The sequence below is a fragment of the Ornithinicoccus sp. genome (assembly GCF_057176825.1).
On the sequence record NZ_CM169976.1, the window covers coordinates 3,579,189 to 3,598,828 of the forward strand.

General features: G+C 71.3%; 15 protein-coding genes. 4 read left to right on the forward strand and 11 right to left on the reverse strand.

Translation table 11 applies throughout. From position 1 onward, the window contains the following. Nucleotides 1-24: 24 nt before the first annotated feature. From AC1QRC_RS17875 to AC1QRC_RS17900, 6 genes are all read right to left on the reverse strand, one after another. A complete protein-coding gene (locus tag AC1QRC_RS17875) occupies nt 25-759 on the reverse strand; it encodes an ABC transporter permease (RefSeq protein ID WP_484204584.1) in 735 nt (244 codons plus the stop codon). Next, nucleotides 756-1,499: an ABC transporter ATP-binding protein gene (locus AC1QRC_RS17880; protein ID WP_484204585.1), complete on the reverse strand. Its 744-nt coding sequence runs from the start codon at nt 1,497-1,499 to the stop codon at nt 756-758. The genes AC1QRC_RS17875 and AC1QRC_RS17880 overlap by 4 nt, the downstream gene beginning before the upstream one ends. A gap of 32 nt (nt 1,500-1,531) precedes the next feature. Further along, nucleotides 1,532-2,317, reverse strand: coding sequence for a sugar phosphate isomerase/epimerase family protein (locus tag AC1QRC_RS17885; RefSeq protein WP_484204586.1), 786 nt, complete (start codon nt 2,315-2,317; stop codon nt 1,532-1,534). Beyond that, complete coding sequence (locus AC1QRC_RS17890; protein ID WP_484204587.1) at nt 2,314-3,240, reverse strand: Ppx/GppA family phosphatase; 927 nt, start codon at nt 3,238-3,240, stop codon at nt 2,314-2,316. The genes AC1QRC_RS17885 and AC1QRC_RS17890 overlap by 4 nt, the downstream gene beginning before the upstream one ends. Nucleotides 3,241-3,310: 70 nt before the next feature. Then, nucleotides 3,311-3,628, reverse strand: coding sequence for a type II toxin-antitoxin system PemK/MazF family toxin (locus AC1QRC_RS17895; RefSeq protein ID WP_484204588.1), 318 nt, complete (start codon nt 3,626-3,628; stop codon nt 3,311-3,313). Next, nucleotides 3,618-3,755 carry a hypothetical protein gene (locus AC1QRC_RS17900; protein ID WP_484204589.1) on the reverse strand — a complete coding sequence of 46 codons (138 nt, stop codon included), beginning with the start codon at nt 3,753-3,755 and terminating at the stop codon, nt 3,618-3,620. The genes AC1QRC_RS17895 and AC1QRC_RS17900 overlap by 11 nt, the downstream gene beginning before the upstream one ends. Nucleotides 3,756-3,936: 181 nt before the next feature. Here AC1QRC_RS17900 and radA point away from each other — a divergent pair, with 181 nt between their 5' ends. The 3 genes from radA (at nt 3,937) to AC1QRC_RS17915 (ending at nt 7,377) form a co-directional block, all read left to right on the forward strand. After that, nucleotides 3,937-5,298, forward strand: a complete 1,362-nt coding sequence (gene radA, locus AC1QRC_RS17905; RefSeq protein WP_484204590.1) for a DNA repair protein RadA — start codon at nt 3,937-3,939, stop codon at nt 5,296-5,298. A gap of 125 nt (nt 5,299-5,423) precedes the next feature. Then, nucleotides 5,424-6,500 carry a DNA integrity scanning diadenylate cyclase DisA gene (gene disA, locus AC1QRC_RS17910; protein WP_484204591.1) on the forward strand — a complete coding sequence of 359 codons (1,077 nt, stop codon included), beginning with the start codon at nt 5,424-5,426 and terminating at the stop codon, nt 6,498-6,500. A 10-nt stretch (nt 6,501-6,510) separates the two neighbouring features. Beyond that, the gene (locus tag AC1QRC_RS17915; protein WP_484204592.1) at nt 6,511-7,377 is read left to right on the forward strand and encodes an HhH-GPD family protein; all 867 of its coding nucleotides are present in this window, start codon (nt 6,511-6,513) and stop codon (nt 7,375-7,377) included. Nucleotides 7,378-7,387: 10 nt separating this feature from the next. On the opposite strand, the gene AC1QRC_RS17920 is transcribed toward AC1QRC_RS17915, so the two are convergent. The 5 genes from AC1QRC_RS17920 to AC1QRC_RS17940 form a co-directional block, all read right to left on the reverse strand. Next, on the reverse strand, nt 7,388-8,611 hold the full coding sequence (locus tag AC1QRC_RS17920; RefSeq protein WP_484204593.1) for an LCP family protein: 1,224 nt from the start codon (nt 8,609-8,611) through the stop codon (nt 7,388-7,390). Between the two features lie 120 nt (nt 8,612-8,731). Then, on the reverse strand, nt 8,732-13,990 hold the full coding sequence (locus tag AC1QRC_RS17925) for a cell wall-binding repeat-containing protein (RefSeq protein WP_484204594.1): 5,259 nt from the start codon (nt 13,988-13,990) through the stop codon (nt 8,732-8,734). A gap of 262 nt (nt 13,991-14,252) precedes the next feature. Further along, the gene (locus AC1QRC_RS17930) at nt 14,253-14,891 is read right to left on the reverse strand and encodes a winged helix-turn-helix domain-containing protein (protein WP_484204595.1); all 639 of its coding nucleotides are present in this window, start codon (nt 14,889-14,891) and stop codon (nt 14,253-14,255) included. 157 nt (nt 14,892-15,048) lie between these two features. Beyond that, nucleotides 15,049-16,152 (reverse strand): lipid II:glycine glycyltransferase FemX, encoded by a 1,104-nt coding sequence (locus AC1QRC_RS17935; protein ID WP_484204596.1) that lies wholly within the window; start codon nt 16,150-16,152, stop codon nt 15,049-15,051. An 87-nt stretch (nt 16,153-16,239) separates the two neighbouring features. Beyond that, nucleotides 16,240-18,747 carry an ATP-dependent Clp protease ATP-binding subunit gene (locus tag AC1QRC_RS17940; RefSeq protein WP_484204597.1) on the reverse strand — a complete coding sequence of 836 codons (2,508 nt, stop codon included), beginning with the start codon at nt 18,745-18,747 and terminating at the stop codon, nt 16,240-16,242. A 205-nt stretch (nt 18,748-18,952) separates the two neighbouring features. Here AC1QRC_RS17940 and AC1QRC_RS17945 point away from each other — a divergent pair, with 205 nt between their 5' ends. Further along, nucleotides 18,953-19,624 (forward strand): hypothetical protein, encoded by a 672-nt coding sequence (locus AC1QRC_RS17945; protein WP_484204598.1) that lies wholly within the window; start codon nt 18,953-18,955, stop codon nt 19,622-19,624. Nucleotides 19,625-19,640: the final 16 nt, after the last annotated feature.

Here is a 19,640-nt window from a genome sequence, read left to right on the forward strand (position 1 = left end):
AGGGGTGGTCGACCCGGCGCGGCGTCAGGGAGTCCGGCGTCGCAGGGTCAGTGCCCCCAGACCCAGGGAGAGCACCCCGAACGCGAGGAGCACGCCCAGGTCGGCGGCGACATCGCCCCAGGGGTCGACCTGGTGCGCCACGCTGTTCATCGCATCGACCACGTAGGACAACGGCAGGACGTCGGAGCACCAGGACAGCACCTGCGGCAGCCGGTCGCGGGGGACGATCAGGCCGCACAACAGGAACTGTGGCAGCACGAAGGCGGGCATGAACTGGACCGCCTGGAACTCGGTGCGGGCGAAGGCGCTGGCGAACAGGCCGAGGGCGGTGCCGACCAGCGCCGTGGCGACGCAGACCAGCACCAGCAGCCCGATGGGGCCGCGAACCTCCAGCCCGCAGACCCAGACCGCGAAGCCGGTCGCGATCAGCGCCTGCACGACGGCGAGCGACCCGAAGGCGGCGGCGTAGCCGAGCAGGAAGTCTCCCTTGCCCAGTGGGGTGGACAGCAGGCGTTCCAGGGTGCCCCCGGTGCGCTCGCGCAGCGTGGCCACGCTGGTCACGATGAACATGACGACGAACGGGAAGATGCCCAGCACCGAGGCGCCGATGAGGTCGAACAGACCGGTGTCGTGGGTGATCCACGCCAGGAGTCCGATCAGCACGCACGGGACGACGAGCAGGAGGGCCAGGGTGCGGTGGTCGGCCCGCAGTTGCCGCAGCACCCGGGCAGCGGTCGCGAGGGTCCGTGTCGCCGTCATGCCCCGCGCTCCCCTGCGCGCTCGATGAGCTCGAGGAACGCCGTCTCAGCGTCGGCCGCCCCGGTCCGGCCGAGCAGCTCCGGGAGCGTCCCGTCGGCCAGCACGCGACCCTCCCGGAGCAGCACCAGTCGGTCGCACCGGGTCGCCTCGTCCATCACGTGGCTCGAGACGAACAGCGTCGTCCCGGCCCGGGCCAGGTCGTGGAACAGCTGCCACAGGTCACGGCGCAGCAGCGGGTCGAGCCCGACCGTCGGCTCGTCCAGGACCAGCAGGTCCGGGTCCCCGACCAGGGCCATCGCCAGGGAGACCCGGGACAGCTGCCCGCCAGACAGGGCGCCGGCCGCCCGGTCGGCATGGCCGGCCAGGTCCACCTGTCGGATGACCCGCTCGACCGCGTCGTCGGTCGCCCCCAGGATCCGGGCCAGGTAGCTGACGTTGTCGCGCACGCTGAGGTCGCGGTACACGCTGGGCGCCTGCGTGACGTAGCCGACTCGGCCGCGCAGCCCTGCACCACCCGCCTCCTCCCCCAGCACCGTCACCGACCCACCGGCGAGCTGCTGCACCCCCACGACGCTGCGCATCAGGGTGCTCTTCCCGCTCCCGCTGGGCCCGAGCAGCCCCACCACCTGTCCGCGCGGCACGGTCAGGTCACTGATGTCCAGGACCGGGCGTCCCCCACGCTCGACCCGCAGCCCCCGCACCTGGACGGCGGGCCCCTCGGCCGGACGGTCATTCGCCATACGAGGACGGTACTCCCGCACCGCCCCGGCGGTCAGCCGCCGACCCGCTCCTGCCCGAGGTGCTGCCGGGCGAACGCCAGTGCCTCCGCGAGCGCGACTTCGCGCTGCTCGACGTCCATCTTGCGGGTGCCGACCTCGATGGTCACCGCGCCCCGGTAGCCCCGGTCCAGCAGCCACTGCAACAACTCGGCGCAGGGTTGGTCGCCCCGCCCGGGGACCAGGTGCTCGTCCTTGAAGGAGCCGAGGCTGTCGGCCAGGTGCACGTGGGCCACCCGGTCCCCCAGCGCCTCGGCCAGCTCGACCGCGTCCACCTGACCGGTCGCGGCGTGTGAGACGTCGAGCGTGACGTGGGCGTAGTCCTGGTCCAGCGGGTCCCAGTGCGGCAGGTAGGCCTGCATCTCGGAGTTGGCGGCCCGCCACGGGAACATGTTCTCCACGGCGATGGTGACACCGCCCTCGCGGCGCGCCACCCCCTCGACGAACCCCGCGGCATACTCCCGCTGCCACCGGAAGGGCGGGTGCACCACGACGGTGTCTGCGCCCACGTCGGCGGCCAACTGGAGGGAGCGGTCGATCTTGCCCCAGGGCTGCCAGCCCCAGATGCGCTGGCTGAGTAGCAGCGTCGGGGCGTGGATCGCCCCGACCGGCAACCCGTGCAGGTCCGAGAGCGCCCGCAGGGCACCGGCCTCCTGGGTGACGGGGTCGGTCCAGACCATCACCTCGACGCCGTCGTAGCCGAGCCGCTCGGCCAGGTCGAAGGCGTAGGCGCAGTTCTCGGGATAGACCGAGGCACTGGAAAGCAGGACCGGCAGGGTCACTGGGCCAGCCAGTCCAACCGGCGCAGGATGACACCCTCGCGCAGGGCCCAGGGGCAGATCACCAGCTCCTCGATATCGAGCAGCTCCATCACCGACTCCACCACGATCGCGCCCGCGAGCACCTGGGGGGCGCGGGCCTCGGACACCCCCGGCAGCTCGGCACGCTGGGCCGCGGTCAGACCGGCCAGCTTGGGCACCACGGCGGTGAGGTCGGCGCGCGATAGCGTCCGTTGCACATAGGGCCCCTCCCCGCTGGGGGCGGCACCGCAGACCCTGCCCAGGGCCCGGATCGTCTTGCTGGATCCGACGACCCGGTCCGGGACCCCGACCTTCCGGATCGAGCGCTGCACATCCGCGATCTCGGCCCGCACCCGCTTGCGCAACGTCTTGAGCTGGGCCGCATCCGGGGGGTCCCCCTCCAGCTCGCGCGACAGGCGGCCGCCGCCCAGGGGCAGGCTGACCGCCACGTCCGGCTCCTCGTCGATGCCGGCCGCGAGCTCCAATGAGCCGCCCCCGATGTCGACGAGCAGCAACCGTCCGGAGGACCACCCGAACCAGCGGCGCGCGGCCAGGAAGGTGAGCCGCGACTCGTCCTCCCCGTCCAGCACCTGCAGGGCGACACCGGAGGCCGCCTCGACCTGGGCCAACACCGCGTCGGTGTTCCCGGCGTCGCGGATGGCGCTGGTCGCGAACCCCATCAGCTCGGAGACGCCTCTGCTCTCGGCGACCTCGGTGCACTCGACGACGAAGTCGGTCAGGCGCTGCGCCCCCGCCTCGGAGATGTCGCCGTCCGGGGTCAGCTGCTCGGCCAAGCGGAGCACGACCTTGTGGGAGTAGTCCGGCAGGGGGTGCGCCCCGTAGTAGGCGTCGACGACCAGCAGGTGGACGGTGTTGGAGCCGACATCGATCACACCCAGGCGCATGCCCAGCAGGTTAGTACCCTCCGCCCGGAGTCGCCCCATCAGGCACGACGGATCGAGTCCCTCGGTCGCCTCAGTCCAGACCCAGCACGGCGTCCAGCGCTCTGTCGACTGCCTGCATCTCCGCGGCGCTCAGCCGGCCGACGAACTCTCCCAGCCGAGCCTCGGGATCGACCACGGTCAACTGCTCCGCCATGACACGGGCCGTGCGTCCGTCGACTTCGATCTCGGGCCGGAAGGACGCCTCCCGCCGCCCGGTGGAGGTCGGGGCCACGAGCCAGGTGGAGAGTGGCAGGTCATCGGACTGGACGACGACCGCGAGCCGCGCACCGGCCTGCTCATGTCCTCGCACGCCCTTGGGAGCCCGGAGACGGTAGACGTCACCACGCACGAGCTGACTCCATCTCTGCTGCCAGCTCCCGAGACGCGGCCACATCCTCGGGGTCATCGCGCAGTGCCTCGGCCTCCGCACGCAGACGCGCGCGCCGGTGGGCACGCTCGGCCTCAAGGATCGCCATCCGCGCCACCTCCGACCGTGAAGCTCCCTCGCTGGTCAACACACTCAGGGCTCGCTCGACCTCCGAGTCAGTACGAATTGTCAGCGTGCTCATACAACCCATCGTACGACGAATCGTCATACGCCGCCCCGGCGGCGATGCCTGCGACGGTGTGTCGGTGCCGGCGCCTAGGTTGTGGAGCGTGGCTACCAAGACCTCACGAACCCCGGCCCTGCGGTGCACCGAGTGCGGCTGGACGACCGTCAAGTGGGTCGGCCGGTGCGGCGAGTGCCAGGCCTGGGGCACCGTCGCGGAGACCGGCCAGACCCCGGTCCGCACTGCTGCCAGCACACCGGAGCGCCCTGCCGTGCCGATCGCCTCGGTGGACCTGACCCTGGCGCGGGCGGCCTCCACGGGGGTCGGCGAGTTCGACCGGGTCCTCGGCGGCGGGCTGGTCCCCGGCGCGGTGGTGCTGATGGCCGGTGAGCCCGGCATCGGCAAGTCGACCCTGGCGCTGGACGTCGCGGCGCGGGCCGCCCGGGAGGGCCGCACCGTGCTCTACGTCTCCGGCGAGGAGTCCGCGGCCCAGGTGCGGCTGCGCGCCGAGCGGATCGGCGCGGTGGCCGACACCCTCTACCTGGCGGCCGAGACCGACCTGGGCGCGGTGCTGGGCCACCTGGAGCGCGTCCGCCCCGCCCTGGTGGTGGTCGACTCGGTGCAGACCGTGGCCAGCAGCGACGTCGAGGGCGCGGCCGGCAACGTCGGCCAGGTGCGGGAGGTGGCCTCGGCCCTGATCCAGGCCGCCAAACGCAGCGAAACCGCGGCCGTCCTCATCGGGCACGTCACCAAGGACGGCGCGATCGCCGGGCCTAGGGTGCTGGAGCACCTGGTCGACGTGGTGGTGCAGTTCGAGGGCGAGCGCCACTCCCGGCTGCGACTGGTCCGGGCCGTGAAGAACCGCTTCGGCCCGACCGACGAGGTCGGGTGCTTCGACATGGGCGACGCCGGCATCCACGGGCTCCCCGACCCGTCCGGGCTGTTCCTGACCAGTCGGGACCGCGCCGTGCCCGGCACCTGCGTCACCGTCACCCTGGAGGGCCGCCGCCCCCTGGTCGCCGAGGTGCAGGCGCTGGTCACCGAGGCACACGGCAACCCCCGACGCACCACGAGCGGTCTCGACAGCTCGCGGCTGGCCATGGTCCTGGCCGTCCTCACCCGGCGGGCCGAGGTGTCCCTGGGCAACCACGACTGCTACGCCGCCACGGTGGGCGGGGTGCGGCTGGGTGAGCCGGCCGCCGACCTGGCCCTGGCCCTGGCGGTGGCCGGCGCACGGCACGAGCGGGCACTGCCCCAGGGGACCATCGCCGTGGGCGAGGTCGGGCTGGCCGGCGACCTGCGCCCCGTCACCGGGCTGCCCCGCCGGCTGGCCGAGGCCGCCCGCATCGGCTTCCGGCGTGCGGTGGTCCCGGCCGGGTCGCTGACCGAGGGGCGACCCCCCGCCGGGATGGAGGTCTTCGAGGCCCGGACGCTGGCCGAGGCGGTGCTGGGCAGCCACGCCGACTGACGCCTGAGGCCTTGGTCTCATTCAGGTCACAACCGGCCCCGGGTCGAGGTGTGGAGCACCCGCCCGAAGTTAGACTCGCGACAGCCTGACCACGACCCATGTTTTGACCCCAGGACGGAGCCACGGTGGAGCGCCGCGACGAAGACCTGCTCCGCGCCACACTGGCCGCGGTGGCCCCCGGCACCGAACTGCGGGACGGCCTGGAGCGCATCCTGCGGGGCCGCACCGGCGCCCTCATCGTGCTCGGCTACGACAAGACCATGGAGTCGCTGTGCACCGGCGGCTTCGAGCTCGCCGTCGAGTTCTCCAGCACCGGCCTGCGCGAGCTCGCCAAGATGGACGGCGCGATCGTGCTGGACCGCGAGGGCACCAGGATCATGCGGGCCGCGACCCAGCTGGTCCCGGATCCCGCGATCGAGACCCGCGAGAGCGGCACCCGGCACCGGACGGCCGAGCGGGTGGCCAAGCAGACCGGCCATCCGGTCGTGTCGGTGAGCCAGTCGATGGCCATCGTCGCCGTCTATGTCGGCAACCTGCGGCACGTGCTCGAGGACTCCAGCCAGATCCTGTCGCGCGCCAACCAGGCCCTGCAGACCCTGGAGCGCTACAAGTCCCGCCTCGACGAGGTGAGTGGCACGCTGTCGGCCCTGGAGATCGAGGACCTGGTCACCATCCGGGACGTCACCGCCGTGCTCCAACGGCTGGAGATGGTCCGCCGGATCAGCGACGAGATCGAGCAGTACGCCCTTGAGCTGGGCACCGACGGCCGGCTGATGAGCCTGCAGCTGGAGGAGCTCACCGGGGGGCTCGGCAACGACCGTGAGCTCGTGGTGCGCGACTACATCGACTGCTCCAAGACCCCGCAGTCGGTCGAGTCGGTGCTCGACTGCCTCTCCTCCCTGTCGGCGACCGACCTGCTGGACCTCACCTCGGTCGCCCGGTGCCTGGGCTTCGTGGTGGTCGGTGACGCGTTGGACGCCTCGGTGGCGCCGCGCGGCTTCCGACTGCTCTCCCGCATCCCCCGGCTCCCCGGGGTCATCGTGGACCGGCTCATCGAGGAGTTCGACAGCCTGCAGAACCTCCTGTCGGCGGGGGTGGAAGAGCTCCAGGTGGTGGAGGGCGTCGGCGACAGTCGGGCCCGCGCCGTCCGCGAGGGCCTGTCCCGCCTGGCCGAGTCCAGCATCCTTGAACGCTACGTCTGAGCCCGGCGGGGTGCCAGACCTGCACGAACGCGTGCTGGACTGGTATGCCGTGCACGCGCGGGACCTGCCCTGGCGCCGCGCCGACTGCTCACCGTGGGGCGTCCTGGTCTCGGAGGTCATGCTGCAGCAGACCCCCGTCGCCCGGGTCGAGCCGGTCTGGCGGGACTGGCTGCAGCGGTGGCCCGCGCCGGCCGCCCTGGCGGCCGAGCCCGCCGGCGAGGCGGTCCGCCACTGGGGGCGGCTGGGGTACCCCCGGCGGGCGTTGCGCCTGCACGCCGCCGCCACGGCGATCACGCAGCGGCACAACGGGCAGGTCCCCTCCCTGCCGGAGGAGCTGCGCGCCCTGCCCGGGGTGGGTGAGTACACGGCGGCGGCCGTCGCGGCCTTCGCCTTCGGGACGCGGTCCGTGGTCCTGGACACCAACGTCCGGCGGGTGCTGGCCCGGGCGGTCGGGGGCCAGGGGCAGGCGGCACCGTCGGTGACCGCGGCCGAACGCCGCCTCGCGGCCCAGCTGCTGCCCGTCGATGGACCGACCGCCGCCCGCTGGAGCGTCGCCGTGATGGAGCTGGGGGCCCTGGTGTGCACCTCCCGGGCCCCGCGCTGCGCGGACTGCCCCCTCGCCCCGAGGTGCGCCTGGCGCCGTGCCGGTCACCCGGCATACCAGGGCCCGGTGCGGGCCCCGCAACGGTGGCACGGCACCGACCGGCAGTGTCGCGGCCTGCTGCTGGATCAGGTGCGGCGCGCCGACCGCCCGGTGCCGACGGCGGACCTCACGGGGGTGTGGCAGGACGAACCCCAGCGGGAGCGGTGCCTCGCCGGCCTCGTGGAGGACGGGCTCCTGGAGTGCGTCCCGGAGGGCTACGTCCTGCCCGCCTAGAGTCGGCGAGCTAGCCGAGGTTGCCGTCGGCGAAGTCGGCGAACACCTCGCGGGCCTGCTCGTCCCACCGCACGATGGACTGCCCGTCACTGCTCCAGCCGACGTCACCGGCGGCCACCTCGTGCCCGAAGTCCTCCGGCTTGGCCAGGTAGGCCCAGCAGGCGAGGGTGAGCACCTGCTCGGCGTCTAAGTCGGACTCCATGTGCTCCTCGACCAGGGCCAACACCTCCGGCAGCGCGAGCGGCCCCGCCGCCCGCGCCTGGAGGCCGATGCCGGCCAGCGCAATACCCTGGTGCCGAGACCGGTCGAAGTCGCCACCGGGCAGGCTCTGCCGGTGCCGGGTCCAGCGCAGCAGCCAGTAGCCGTTCAGCTCCTGGACCCCCTCCGGGAAGCCGTCGAAGGCACGCGGGGAGTCGATGCTCACCCCGCCCCAGTCATCCACGAAGCCGGCGAAACCCTGGAACCCGACGAGGACGTAGCCCTCGATCGGCAGCCCCGTCGCCCCGGCGACCGCTTCCACCTGTGCCTCCGGCCCGCCCCGCACCATGGCGGTGTTGATCTTGGCCTGTCCCCCGTCCGGCATGTCCACCCAGGCGTCCCGGGCGATGCCCATGACGCCGCCCCCGCCGGCGCCGTCCACCCCGATGACCTGGAGGCTGTCGGCCCGCAGCCGGTCCACGGGCTCGCCCCGCTTCTCGCGGGCGTCCGAGCCGATCATGAGCACGTGCCGCTGCGCGCCGAGCGCGGGCTCGTCCACGCCGAGGGACGGCCAGACCCCGCCGACCACCCGCCAGCCGTCGTCACCCTCCACGGCGACCGTCAGGTCCGCGCCGGCGCTGAGCACGGCATACGGCTCCCCGTGCCACGTGCCCTCGGCCCCCCGGACCGTGGTGTCCTGCGTCGCTGCCTCCGCACCGGTCAGGGCCTCCTGCGCTCCGGCCGACGCGGGCACGTCGTCGCCCGCGTAGAGGGCCAGAGCGAGGTCCGCGACCGGCTCGGAGACGCCCTCGACCTCGACGGCCGGCTCGGGCGGCGCAGGGGCCGTGGTCCGCACCGCCTCGTCCTGCCCGCTGCTGCGGGGAGCGGACGAGGACGCCGCCCCGTCGTCGGGGAGGGACGGCGCGCTGGCGGAGGAGGCGCCGGCACCGTCCTCGCTCGGGCTGTCGGTGCACGCCGGCAGCACGAGCGCCGCCACCAGCAGCCCCACGGCCACACTGCGGCTGCCGTGCTGCATACGGGATCGGTCCTTCCGGAGGGTGCGGTTCGGGGCCCCACCCTAACCACGCGAGACCGCGCCCCGGGATGGCTTCCCGGGACGCGGTCTCTATGGGGGTGGGGTTATGTCACCGCCGGATCACTCCAGCGTGGCCAGCCTGTCGGCCACGTCCTCGGAGACGGCGCTCTGTCCGCCCAGCACGTAGACCGTGCCCGGCTTCAACCGCTCGAGCTCGTCCCAGGTGCCGTCGGGGATCTCTTCCGGCCGCGTCAGCAGCACGGGAGCCTCCTCGAGCCCGGCGCGGGCCGCACCGGCCAGCGCGTCCGGCCAGTTCTCGCCGGAGGCCACGAAGACGTTGGCGTTCGTCTCGTAGTCCTGGGAGATCTGGACCGCGGTGTCGTACCGGTTGTCGCCGAAGATCCGCTCGACGTCGCCGTACTCACCGAGAGCGGTGACCACGTCGTCCTCGATCGCGCCCGGTCCACCGAGCACCTTGATCTCCGCCGGAGCCAACCGCTCCAGCTGCTCCGCCGCAACGTCCGGCAGCGTGGCCGGCCGCGTGAGCAGCACCGGCCCGTCCAGCGCACCCGCACGGGCCGCACCGGCCAGCGCGTCCGGGTAGTTCTCCCCGGTCGCGACGTAGACCACGTCGGCCGAGTCGAACTGCTCGGCGATCAGGGCAGCCGTGGCGTACCGGTTGGTGCCGGAGAGCCGGGAGACCTCCGCGTTCTTCACGTGCCGGTCGATCGCCTCCAGCACGTCCTCGGAGATGGCGTTCTGACCACCGAGCACGACCACGTTGGCCGGGTTCAGGCGACCCAACTCGTTCAGCGTGGCGGCCGGCACCCGCTCCTTGCGGGTCAGCAGCACCGGAGCCTCGACCGAGCCGGCGCGAGCCGCCGCGGCCAGGGCGTCCGGGTAGTCCGCCCCGGTCGCCACGAACACCGTGTCGATGCCGGAGTCGTACAACCCCGAGATCGCCGCGGCCGTGCCGTACCGGTCGTCACCGTAGAGCCGCACCACATCCGGGTGGATCGGACCCGGGTCGACCTCGCACGCGACGTCCAGCAGGGCGAAGTCCTGCGTGACCGTCTCGCCGCGGGGCACCGTGACCAGGGCCGACTCCGGACGGTAGCCGTCCTTGGCCGCCGTGACGTCGGACTCCCCGACCCTGGTGTCAAGCCAGGTCGCGTAGGTGCCCTCCGTCGAGGTGGTCAGGAACCAGCCCGGGTGATCCCCGTCGGTCGGGGAGATGTCCACGCCGGCAGCGGCCAGCGGAGACGTCTCGCCCTCACAGGACTCACCCTCGACCAGGCCCTGGATCTTGCCCCAGTAGGCCGGCGGGTTCACCGTCATGGTGACCGGCACCTCGGGCGCCGTGCCCGGGGCGTTGGAGGTCACCCGGATCGCAGCCGTGTAGGTGCCCGGCTGGGCGACGTCGCCGTCGGTGGTGACCTCGACGGTCACCTCCTCGCCCGGCGCCACCGTGAACTCGGTCTCCGAGAGCTCCAGCCACTCGACGTCACCGCTGGCGCTCCCGCACTCGTCGAAGCCGGGCAGGTGCTCGGCGTCGTCGGTCGGGGTGAAACCACCGGACGACCCCGCGACCTTGACGAAGCCGCAGGCGGCCGCGCCGCGGTAGACCGCGGTGTTCGAGTTGGGCAGGTCCTCCCACGTGTCGGTCTCCGGGTCGTAGGCGAACGTGGTGTTGCTCACCGCCGTGCCCTGGACACCGCCGTTAACGATCAACTGGCCGTTTGCGGCGCCGTAGTTGCTCGCCCAGGTGTCGACCGGGGCGTCGGCGATAGCGGTCCAGCTGTCCGCAGCCGGGTCGTAGACGTAGCTGTCCGCGGTGCCGGCAGCACCGCCGTTGCCACCGGTGCAGTACACCGCGTCACCGATCCCGCCACAGGAGGCGAATGCCACCGCTGCCGGGTAGTCGGCCAGCTCCTCCCAGGTGTCCGTGGCGGGGTCGTAGGACGCCACCGCGGCACTCATGGGCGTGCAGTCGGCCGTCGTGCAGCCACCGACGGTGTACAGCTTGCCGCCGGCCACCGCCTGACCCGTCGCCGACAGGGCGAGGGGGGCGTCGGCCACCTGCGTCCAGGCATCGGCGCCCGGGTCGTAGGTGTAGGTGGCAGTCACCGGTGCACCGTCGGACCAGCCGCCGGCGACGACCAACTGACCGTTGAGCGCACCCACCGCAACCGCCTGGCCCGGGGTGGGCAGGGGCTCGACGGTGGTCCACGCCAGGGCCTCGTTGTCGTACTTCTCCACGGTCGTCCGGGAGGCCGACCCGTCGGTGCCGCCGATGGAGTACCACTCACCGTCCAGCGCGACGACCCGGTTGTCCATCACGGTCGCCGACAGGCTGGCCAGGTCGACCCACGGCTCCTCGGCCGGGGTGGCCTCGGCCTCGAACTCACCGGAGGCGCCCGGGGCGGGTGCCGCGGCGAACGAGGTCTCGACCTCGCGCGAGATCTCCGGTGCGCCCTCGGACGCCGCGATCTCCTCGAGCGTCATCCGGGTGCCGTCGGCGCGCAACAGCTCGAAGGCTCCCGGCACCTCCTGCAGGACGACGTCGACGGCACCGGTGCCCTCGTTGGCGATCGTCAGGTCCTCGGTCGCCGAGTCACCCAGCTCCACCTCCGTGTCGATCGACTCGGGGGTGACCACCACGTGGCCCGAGCCCAGCTCGAAGTCTCCACGGACCACCTCGTCGGCGACCACCGTGATGTCCTCGGTCTTGGACTCGTACTTGCTGGCCACGGCCTCGAAGGGGTGGCTGCCCGGCGAAGCGCTGAACAGCCAGTAGAACCCCTCGTCGAGGTCGTCGTCGGCCTCGGTCGCCGCGGTGACACCGCGCTCGTCCTCGTTGTCCAGGTTGGTCACCGAGGCACCCACGATGCCTTCACCGGTGTTCAGGTCGTAGACGTTGCCCACGACCAGACCGCCCTCGATGGGCTCGCAGGCCCGGTTCCCGAGGAACACGTCGTCGACCTGCCACCAGTAGTCCCAGGACGCGACGTAGCGGAACCGGAACTGGACGTCGGCCTCGCCGGCCGCCTCCGTGGCGGGAACGACGACCTCGCCCTGGGTGTCGGAGTTGTACGACACCAGGTTCGTCCAGGTCTCGCCGCCGTCGATGCTGACGTCGACGTCACCGGACTCGCCGGCGCCGAGGAAGGCGTTGTAGTCGTGCTTGAAGCCGACGACGGGCTCGCTGAGGTCGCTCATGTCGATCGACGGGGACACCAGGGAGGTGTCCTGGACGCCGCCGCTGCCGTAGAAGTCACTGTCGACGATGGCGAAGCCGCCCTCGCCGCCGGTGAGGTTGCCACGGTTGGCGGGGTCGTCGAAGACCCACACCTGCTCGGTGTCCGCGTCGTCGGTGACCGTCCAGCCCTCCGGCACGTCCGTGCCGTCGAAGGACTCGGAGACCCCGTCGGTCACGTGCTGGTACCCCGGCGCGATGCAGGATTCCGCGTCGACGACCAGCCCGAAGTCGACGACGGCGGCTGCGCCGGCGCCGGCCGTGACCTCGACCTCTTCGCTCCCCACCAGGTACCCGGGGTACTGCGCGGTCGCAGTCACCGTGTAGGTGGAGCCGACCGGGGCCTCGAAGGAGTACTCCCCCGTGTCGGGGTCGCTGAAGGTCTCGACCGGGGTGCCGTCCACCGCGATGGCGGCGTAGAGCGGCCAGCCGTGTCCCGAAGCGTCGGTGACGGTGCCGCTGACGGTGCCGGACTCGGCCGGCTCCAGCGCGAAGTCCTGCACCGTCTCCTCGCCGGCAGCGACCGTGACGGTCGCCTCGTCGCCGAGGTAGCCGAAGGCGCTGACCTCGACGTCGTAGTCGCCGGCGACCAGCAGCGCGTTGTACTGGCCCTCGTCGTTGGTGACCAGGTTGCGGTCGATCTCACCGGAGATGGCCACGGCCGCACCGGAGATCGGCTCGCCGGTCGCGGTGTCGGTGACCGTGCCGGTCAGCGTGCCGGTGTCCCCCACGGGGGCCTCCTGCATCGCGGCCAGCACGTCGAGGCGACCCTCACCGAAGACGTTGTTGTTCTCCGCGGTGCCACCGCACTGCAGGTCCTCGGTGTCGATGGCGGTGCCGTTCAGCAGCGCCCGCGTGGCGTCGACGTCACCGACGAGGCCGGGAGCGCCCGACCACAGCAGCGCCACGGCGCCCGCGACGTGCGGGGAGGCCATCGAGGTGCCCGTGTAGTTGGCGTACCCGTTGCCGGGGACCGAGCTGCGCACGTTCGTGCCGGGGGCGGAGATGTTGGGCTTGATCTCCCCGTCCTGCCCGGCACCGCGCGACGAGCTGCCAGCGATCGTGTGGTCGCTGGTGTAGTTGCCCACGGAGTAGTTGATGGTGCGGCTGCCCGGCGAGCCGGAGGTGTTGCAGCCGGAGCCGCTGTTGCCGTTGGCGAACACACCGAAGATGCCCGAGGAGTTCCAGGCCTCCTGCCACTCCTCACCGAAGGGGTCATTGGAGGGCAACGTGGTGCCCCAGGAGTTGTTCACCACGTGCGGGCGCTTGGAGGTGTCCGGGTTCTCCCCGTCCAGGTCGGTCGGCGCGAGCACCCACTCCATTGACTCCAGCAGCGCCGCATCGTTCGGGCAGCAGCCGCTGGTGGCGATCCAGGAGGCACCGGGCGCGACACCGATCTGGTTGTCACCGCCGTCGTCACCGACCATGGTGCCGGTCACGTGCGAGCCGTGGCCGTTGGAGTCAACGGGCGCATCGGCGTCGCCGCCCTGCACCCCCAGCCAGTTGTAGTTGTGGTCGAAGGTGCCGTCGCCGTTGTTGCCACGGTAGTGCGCGACGAGCGCCGGGTGGTCGTACTGCACACCGGTGTCGATCGAGGCCACGGTGACGCCCTCGCCGGTCACCCCGTACTCGGCCCACACGTCGTCCGCGTTGATGTCCGCAACGCCCCACTCGACCGCGCTCGTGGAGAACCCGTCCTCCTTGACCACGCCGTCGGGCTGCTCGACCTCGAAGCTGGCGATGATCCGGTCGACCCCGCTGCTGGCGGCCAGCGAGGACACCAGGTCGGCGTCGCCTGCCTCCACCTTGATGACGTTCGAGATGAAGAAGTGCTGGTACTTCACGCCCTGCTCGTCCAGCTGGGCGCGCACCTGGGCCTGGCTCTTCTCGGCCGTGTCGGAGAGTGCCTGGTAGACGGCCTCGCCACGCTCGTTCCAGTCGGCGATCGACTCGAACTGGGACAGGTCGGGCCGATCGGCGAAGTGCACCCAGAACGCGGTGCTTCCCTTGGCGTCCAACTCCTCCTGGACCTGGGCGTCGATCTGGGCCGGTTGGTTCTCGGCCCGGAGCGTCTGCGACGCCAGGTCGGCCGGCGGGCTGGCGGTGGCTACGGTCGCGCCCATGCCTGATGCGATGAGCGAAGCACCTGCCAGACCGACGAGCCACCCCCTCCGGTGTTGATGTAGTGCCACGGTGTTCCTCCTGAGGCGTTACGGAATTGCGGGATGACCCCGACTCTTTGACGCTAGGAAGTGGACGCGGTCCGGACAACGACCTCACGTGGGCAATACGTGGGCAACGTGGGCAGTTCCTGGACACCGGGAACACCACGGGCACAGTCACAGCCCCGCAGGTCAGACGACCCGCGGGGCTGACGCTCCCGATTCAGCGACCGGGGGTCTTCTCCAGTGCCGATCCGAGTCGCCGGGCCACGGCGCGGAACCCCACGCCGCGCACCGCCTCCACCCCCACGGGTGCCGGCAGGGCGTTGAGCTTGCGCCGCAGTCGCTTCACGACCGCGTGCACCTGGGAGTGGTCCCCGACGTGCGCCGTGCCCCAGACCTGCTGGGAGAGCTCGGCGAAGGCCCACACCCGCCCCAGCTCCGTCACCAGGCAGGTGAAGAGGGCGAACTCCAGTGGGGTGAGTTGGGTCTCCCGTCCCGCAACGGCGAGCACCTGGCGGTCGCTGACGATCCGCAGCCCGGGCGCCGCGAGGATCGCGACAGGCGTGTCCGGTGAGCGCAGCCGGGCCACGAGGGCGCCGCCGCCACGCTCCGGTCCGCCGTTGGCTCGCTCCTGGCTCGTGCTCCCCCGCTGCGTGCTGCCCCCGTGATGTGCGGTCCCCAGGATGCGCTGGGCCTCCTCGGCGGAGGAGACCACCAGGACCGGCCCGACGTCCCCCAGCCGCGCCAACAGTCGGGACCGCTGCTCGGGGGTCTCGGCCACCAGGATCAGCGGCTCCAGGCCCCCCGCTGCGGAGGCGCCCGAGGGCTCCGCTCCCATCAGGAACGGAACCTGGGTCATCCGCAATCGCCTCCCGCGCACGGAGGCTCGAATCCCGTGTGGATCCCCATCCCTCCGTTCCCAGCAACCTCTCGGATACTGGGAGGTATGGCAAGGAATACAGCCAAGACCTTGCCGTCTTTTTAGACCGCGTTGACGTTTGGGGTCCGGGAAGGGCCTAGAGGATGTCGTCGGTCGTGCCGCGGGACCGGTAGTTGAGCAGCTTGCGCCGGGTGTGCAGCGCCTTCACCACGGGGGTCGCGATCGGGCTCAGCCGCAGGTCGTAGGCGGGGAACCAGTACCGGTCGGTGCTGAACTTCAACTTCATCTTGAACACCCCGAAGGAGTGCTTGGACTCATCGAGCACACGCGGGATCCCCCAGAAGTCGAACACCCGGTAACCGTGCTGCTGGGCGTCCAGCATGGCGTTCCAGTAGAAGGCGTCCGGCGCCTTGGCGTCCTTGCGCTTGTCCTGCCCCTCCGCCGGCGGGCGCTCGTCGCGCACGCTCCCGCCGTAGAGGTAGAGCGCGGAGTCCCCCAACCCGAGGAAGAAGCCGCCGGCCAGGGCCTGCCCCTCGTGCCGCGACAACACCAGGTAGGTCTCCGAGCCGTGCTTGTTCCCCTCCCGGAAGAGGGTCTCGTAGTAGGCCCGGGGGAAGGCCCCCAGCTTGGCCCGGATGTTGGTCTGGTTGAAGATGTGCCAGAACGCCTCGAAGTCCTCGTCCCGCCCGGCCTGCACCCCCATCCGTTCGGCGGTGCGCACGTTGCGCCGGGCCATCTTGTGCAGCCCGGAGAAGAGTTCGTCCTCCGGGCGGGTCAGGTCGGCCAGGATGGTGTGCTCGGGCTGCTCGGTCTGGGCACGACGGAACCGTCCGTATGCCGACACGACGTCGCGTTGGTCGGCCGCGATGTCGTCGGCCTGGCCGACTCCGTCCGTGGCCGCCCGCACGGGGACCGGAGGCTCGATCTTGCAGTAGGCGTCGGTCTCCTTGGCCAGGCGGCGCAGGGGCACGGCCAGCTCCGGTAGGAGGGCCGGGTCCTCGATCGCCGGACCCCGGGGGGCATAGAGCGTGCTGAGCCAGGGGACGAGGCGCTTGCGCAGCAACTGCAACGCCCCGACGGTCCGTCCGTCCTGGGTGATCAGGAACCGCATCGGCTCCTGCCCGAGGACCTTGCGGGCCTCGCCATACCCCCAGGCCTGGAGCGGGCTGCTGTACGGCTGTGCGGCGACCACCCGGTTGAACTCGGTGGGGTCATCGATGGGTTCCAGAGCAACGGGCACGCCTGAGGATAGCGCGGCCCGGACCCCCTCAAGGGGTCCGGGCCGCGTGTCGGCAGACGCGGACGGCAGGCCGTCCGCGGGGCCGGGTCATTCGCTGGAGGTGGCCTCCACCGGGATGGTGTCGGGGGTCCGGGACTTCTCCTCGCCGGTGAAGCTGAACGAGGCGTCCTTGCCTTCGCCGGTGGTGTCCACCAGGACGATCTGGCCGGCCGTCAGGTCGCCGAAGAGGATCTTCTCCGACAGCGCGTCCTCGATCTCCCGCTGGATGGCCCGGCGCAGCGGCCGCGCACCCAGGACGGGGTCGTAGCCCTTCTTGGCCAGCAGGTCCTTGGCCGCCTGGGTGAGCTCGATGCCCATGTCCTTGTCCTTGAGCCGCTCGTCCAGCTTGGCGATCATCAGGTCGACGATCTGGATGATCTCCTGCTGGGAGAGCTGCGGGAAGACGATGGTGTCGTCGACCCGGTTGAGGAACTCGGGACGGAAGTGCTGCTTGAGCTCGTCGGTGACCCGGTTCTTCATCCGCTCGTAGTCGCCCTGGCCGTCGTTGCCCGAGCTGAAGCCGAGCGAGACGCCCTTGGCGATGTCGCGGGTGCCCAGGTTGGTGGTCATGATGATCACCGTGTTCTTGAAGTCCACGACCCTGCCCTGGGAGTCGGTCAACCGACCGTCCTCCAGGATCTGCAACAGACTGTTGAAGATGTCCGGGTGGGCCTTCTCCACCTCGTCGAACAGCACGACCGAGAACGGCTTGCGGCGCACCTTCTCGGTGAGTTGGCCGCCCTCCTCGTAGCCGACGTAGCCGGGGGGCGAGCCGAACATGCGGGACACCGTGTGCTTCTCGGAGTACTCCGACATGTCCAGGGTGATCAGGGCGTCCTCGTCACCGAACAGGAACTCGGCGAGGGTCTTGGCCAGCTCGGTCTTGCCGACGCCGGTGGGGCCGGCGAAGATGAACGACCCTCCCGGTCGGCGCGGGTCCTTCAGACCGGCCCGGGTGCGACGGATGGCCTGGGACAGCGCCTTGATGGCGTCGTCCATGCCCACGATCCGCTTGTGCAGCTCGTCCTCCATGTGGAGCAGCCGGCTGGACTCCTCCTCGGTCAGCTTGAAGACCGGGATGCCCGTGGCCGCGGCCAGAACCTCGGCGATGAGCTCCTCGTCGACCTCGGCGACGACGTCCATGTCGCCGGCCTTCCACTCCTTCTCCCGCTCGATCCGGGCCTGGGAGAGCTTGTGCTCCTCGTCCCGCAGGCGGGCCGCCTTCTCGAAGTCCTGCGCGTCGATCGCGGACTCCTTCTCACGCTTGGCGTGCGCGATCTTGTCGTCGAAGTCGCGCAGGTCCGGCGGCGCAGTCATCCGGCGGATCCGCAACCGGGCGCCCGCCTCGTCGATCAGGTCGATCGCCTTGTCCGGCAGGTACCGGTCGTTGATGTAGCGGTCGGCCATGTTCGCGGCGGCCACCAGGGCGGCGTCGGTGATGGAGACCCGGTGGTGCGCCTCGTAGCGGTCCCGCAGACCCTTGAGGATCTCGATGGCGTGACTCAGCGTCGGCTCGGCGACCTGGATCGGCTGGAACCGGCGCTCCAGCGCGGCGTCCTTCTCGATGTGCTTGCGGTACTCATCCAGCGTGGTGGCGCCGATGGTCTGCAGCTCACCGCGGGCCAGCATCGGCTTCAGGATGCTGGCGGCGTCGATCGCGCCCTCGGCCGCACCCGCCCCGACAAGGGTGTGGATCTCGTCGATGAACAGGATGATGTCGCCGCGGGTGCGGATCTCCTTGAGGACCTTCTTGAGCCGCTCCTCGAAGTCGCCGCGGTAGCGGGAGCCAGCGACGAGGGCACCGAGGTCCAGGGTGTAGAGCTGCTTGTCCTTCAGCGTCTCTGGCACCTCACCCCGCACGATGTCGGTGGCCAGCCCCTCGACGACGGCGGTCTTGCCGACGCCGGGCTCGCCGATCAGCACCGGGTTGTTCTTGGTGCGCCGGGACAGCACCTGCATGACCCGCTCGATCTCCTGCTGCCGGCCGATGACCGGGTCCAGCTTGCCCTCCCGGGCGGCCTGGGTCAGGTTGCGACCGAACTGGTCGAGCACCAGGGAGCCGGACGGGGTGCCCTCCTGAGCACCCGGGCCGACGCCCGCGGTCGCGGACTCCTTGCCCTGGTATCCGGACAGCAGCTGGATGACCTGCTGACGGACCTTGTTGAGGTCGGCACCCAGCTTGACCAGCACCTGGGCGGCTACGCCCTCACCCTCGCGGATGAGGCCGAGCAGGATGTGCTCGGTCCCGATGTAGTTGTGGCCCAGCTGCAGCCCCTCACGCAGGGAGAGCTCGAGCACCTTCTTGGCACGGGGGGTGAAGGGGATGTGCCCGGTCGGGGACTGCTGGCCCTGACCGATGATTTCCTGCACCTGCTCGCGCACGGCGTCCAGCGAGATGCCGAGGGACTCCAGCGCCTTGGCCGCCACGCCCTCACCCTCGTGGATCAGACCGAGCAGGATGTGCTCGGTGCCGATGTAGTTGTGGTTGAGCATGCGCGCCTCTTCCTGGGCGAGCACCACGACTCGCCTGGCGCGGTCGGTGAACCGTTCGAACATCGTCACTCCTGACAGATTGGCATGAGAGCAGCGAACTCTTCCCTCGATGCTACGTGCGTCTGCTGGCCTCAACGCCGTGATTCGGAGCACTGTTCCACACCGGGGCCCCTCAGGGGGCCGTGTTCGCCCACGGCAGAAGCATCCAGGGGCGTGAGTCATAATCGGCGGCCGGACCCCGCCCCGTCGCACACCCTGAGGAGAACAGATGCGCACCGCGCGACACACCCTGGCAGCTCTCGCCCTGGGCACCCTGGTGGTGGGGCTGGCCTCGTGCTCGGCCGACCCGGACGACGACACAACCACGAGCAGCCCGGTCACCGAGGAGGACCTCGAGGGCGCGATCCCGACCTCGGGGTGGTGGTGCCGGATGATCGAGGAGGAGCTGGTGGACGCGGCCACCGAGGGCGCCCAGGCGCAGGCCCGGGAGGTGGTCCGCCAGAACGACGAGGAGGGCCACCTGTGCGAGGTCGTGCTGCCGGTCGAGGAGGGGTCCTCGGAGACCGAGACGGTGATGGCCTTCCAGGTCCAGGCCGACGCCGAGGACGCGGCGGAGCAGCTCCGGGCGGAGATGGAGGGTCGTGAGGACGTCACGCCCGGTCCGGACTTCCTCGGGGAGTCCTTCGTGGTGCCGGGCGCGGCCTACACGATCGTCCCGTGCGGGGCCCCGCTGGGCAGCGCCAACGCCGGCCAGCTCGTCCCCTACGTCCTGTCGATGACCACCAACACCGAGGCCGGCCAGGAGCTGACCGAGGAGCTGACCGAGCCCCTGCGCCGCAGCCTCGTCGAGCTCGACCAGTCGGTGAAGTGCAGCCCGAAGGCCGCCCAGGACGGCACCGGGGGCCAGGGCGACGACGACGAGGCGACGTCGGCCCCCTGAGTCGGCAGCGGTCCCG

Bases quoted from the DNA above. Each gene is read 5' to 3' on its own strand.
- AC1QRC_RS17945 (WP_484204598.1), top strand. From the start codon at position 18,953: ATGCGCACCGCGCGACACACCCTGGCAGCTCTCGCCCTGGGCACCCTG.
- AC1QRC_RS17920 (WP_484204593.1), bottom strand. From the start codon at position 8,611: ATGCAGCACGGCAGCCGCAGTGTGGCCGTGGGGCTGCTGGTGGCGGCG.
- AC1QRC_RS17880 (WP_484204585.1), bottom strand. From the start codon at position 1,499: ATGGCGAATGACCGTCCGGCCGAGGGGCCCGCCGTCCAGGTGCGGGGG.
- AC1QRC_RS17925 (WP_484204594.1), bottom strand. From the start codon at position 13,990: ATGGGCGCGACCGTAGCCACCGCCAGCCCGCCGGCCGACCTGGCGTCG.
- AC1QRC_RS17930 (WP_484204595.1), bottom strand. From the start codon at position 14,891: ATGACCCAGGTTCCGTTCCTGATGGGAGCGGAGCCCTCGGGCGCCTCC.
- AC1QRC_RS17940 (WP_484204597.1), bottom strand. From the start codon at position 18,747: ATGTTCGAACGGTTCACCGACCGCGCCAGGCGAGTCGTGGTGCTCGCC.
- AC1QRC_RS17890 (WP_484204587.1), bottom strand. From the start codon at position 3,240: ATGCGCCTGGGTGTGATCGATGTCGGCTCCAACACCGTCCACCTGCTG.
- AC1QRC_RS17900 (WP_484204589.1), bottom strand. From the start codon at position 3,755: ATGGCGATCCTTGAGGCCGAGCGTGCCCACCGGCGCGCGCGTCTGCGT.
- AC1QRC_RS17875 (WP_484204584.1), bottom strand. From the start codon at position 759: ATGACGGCGACACGGACCCTCGCGACCGCTGCCCGGGTGCTGCGGCAA.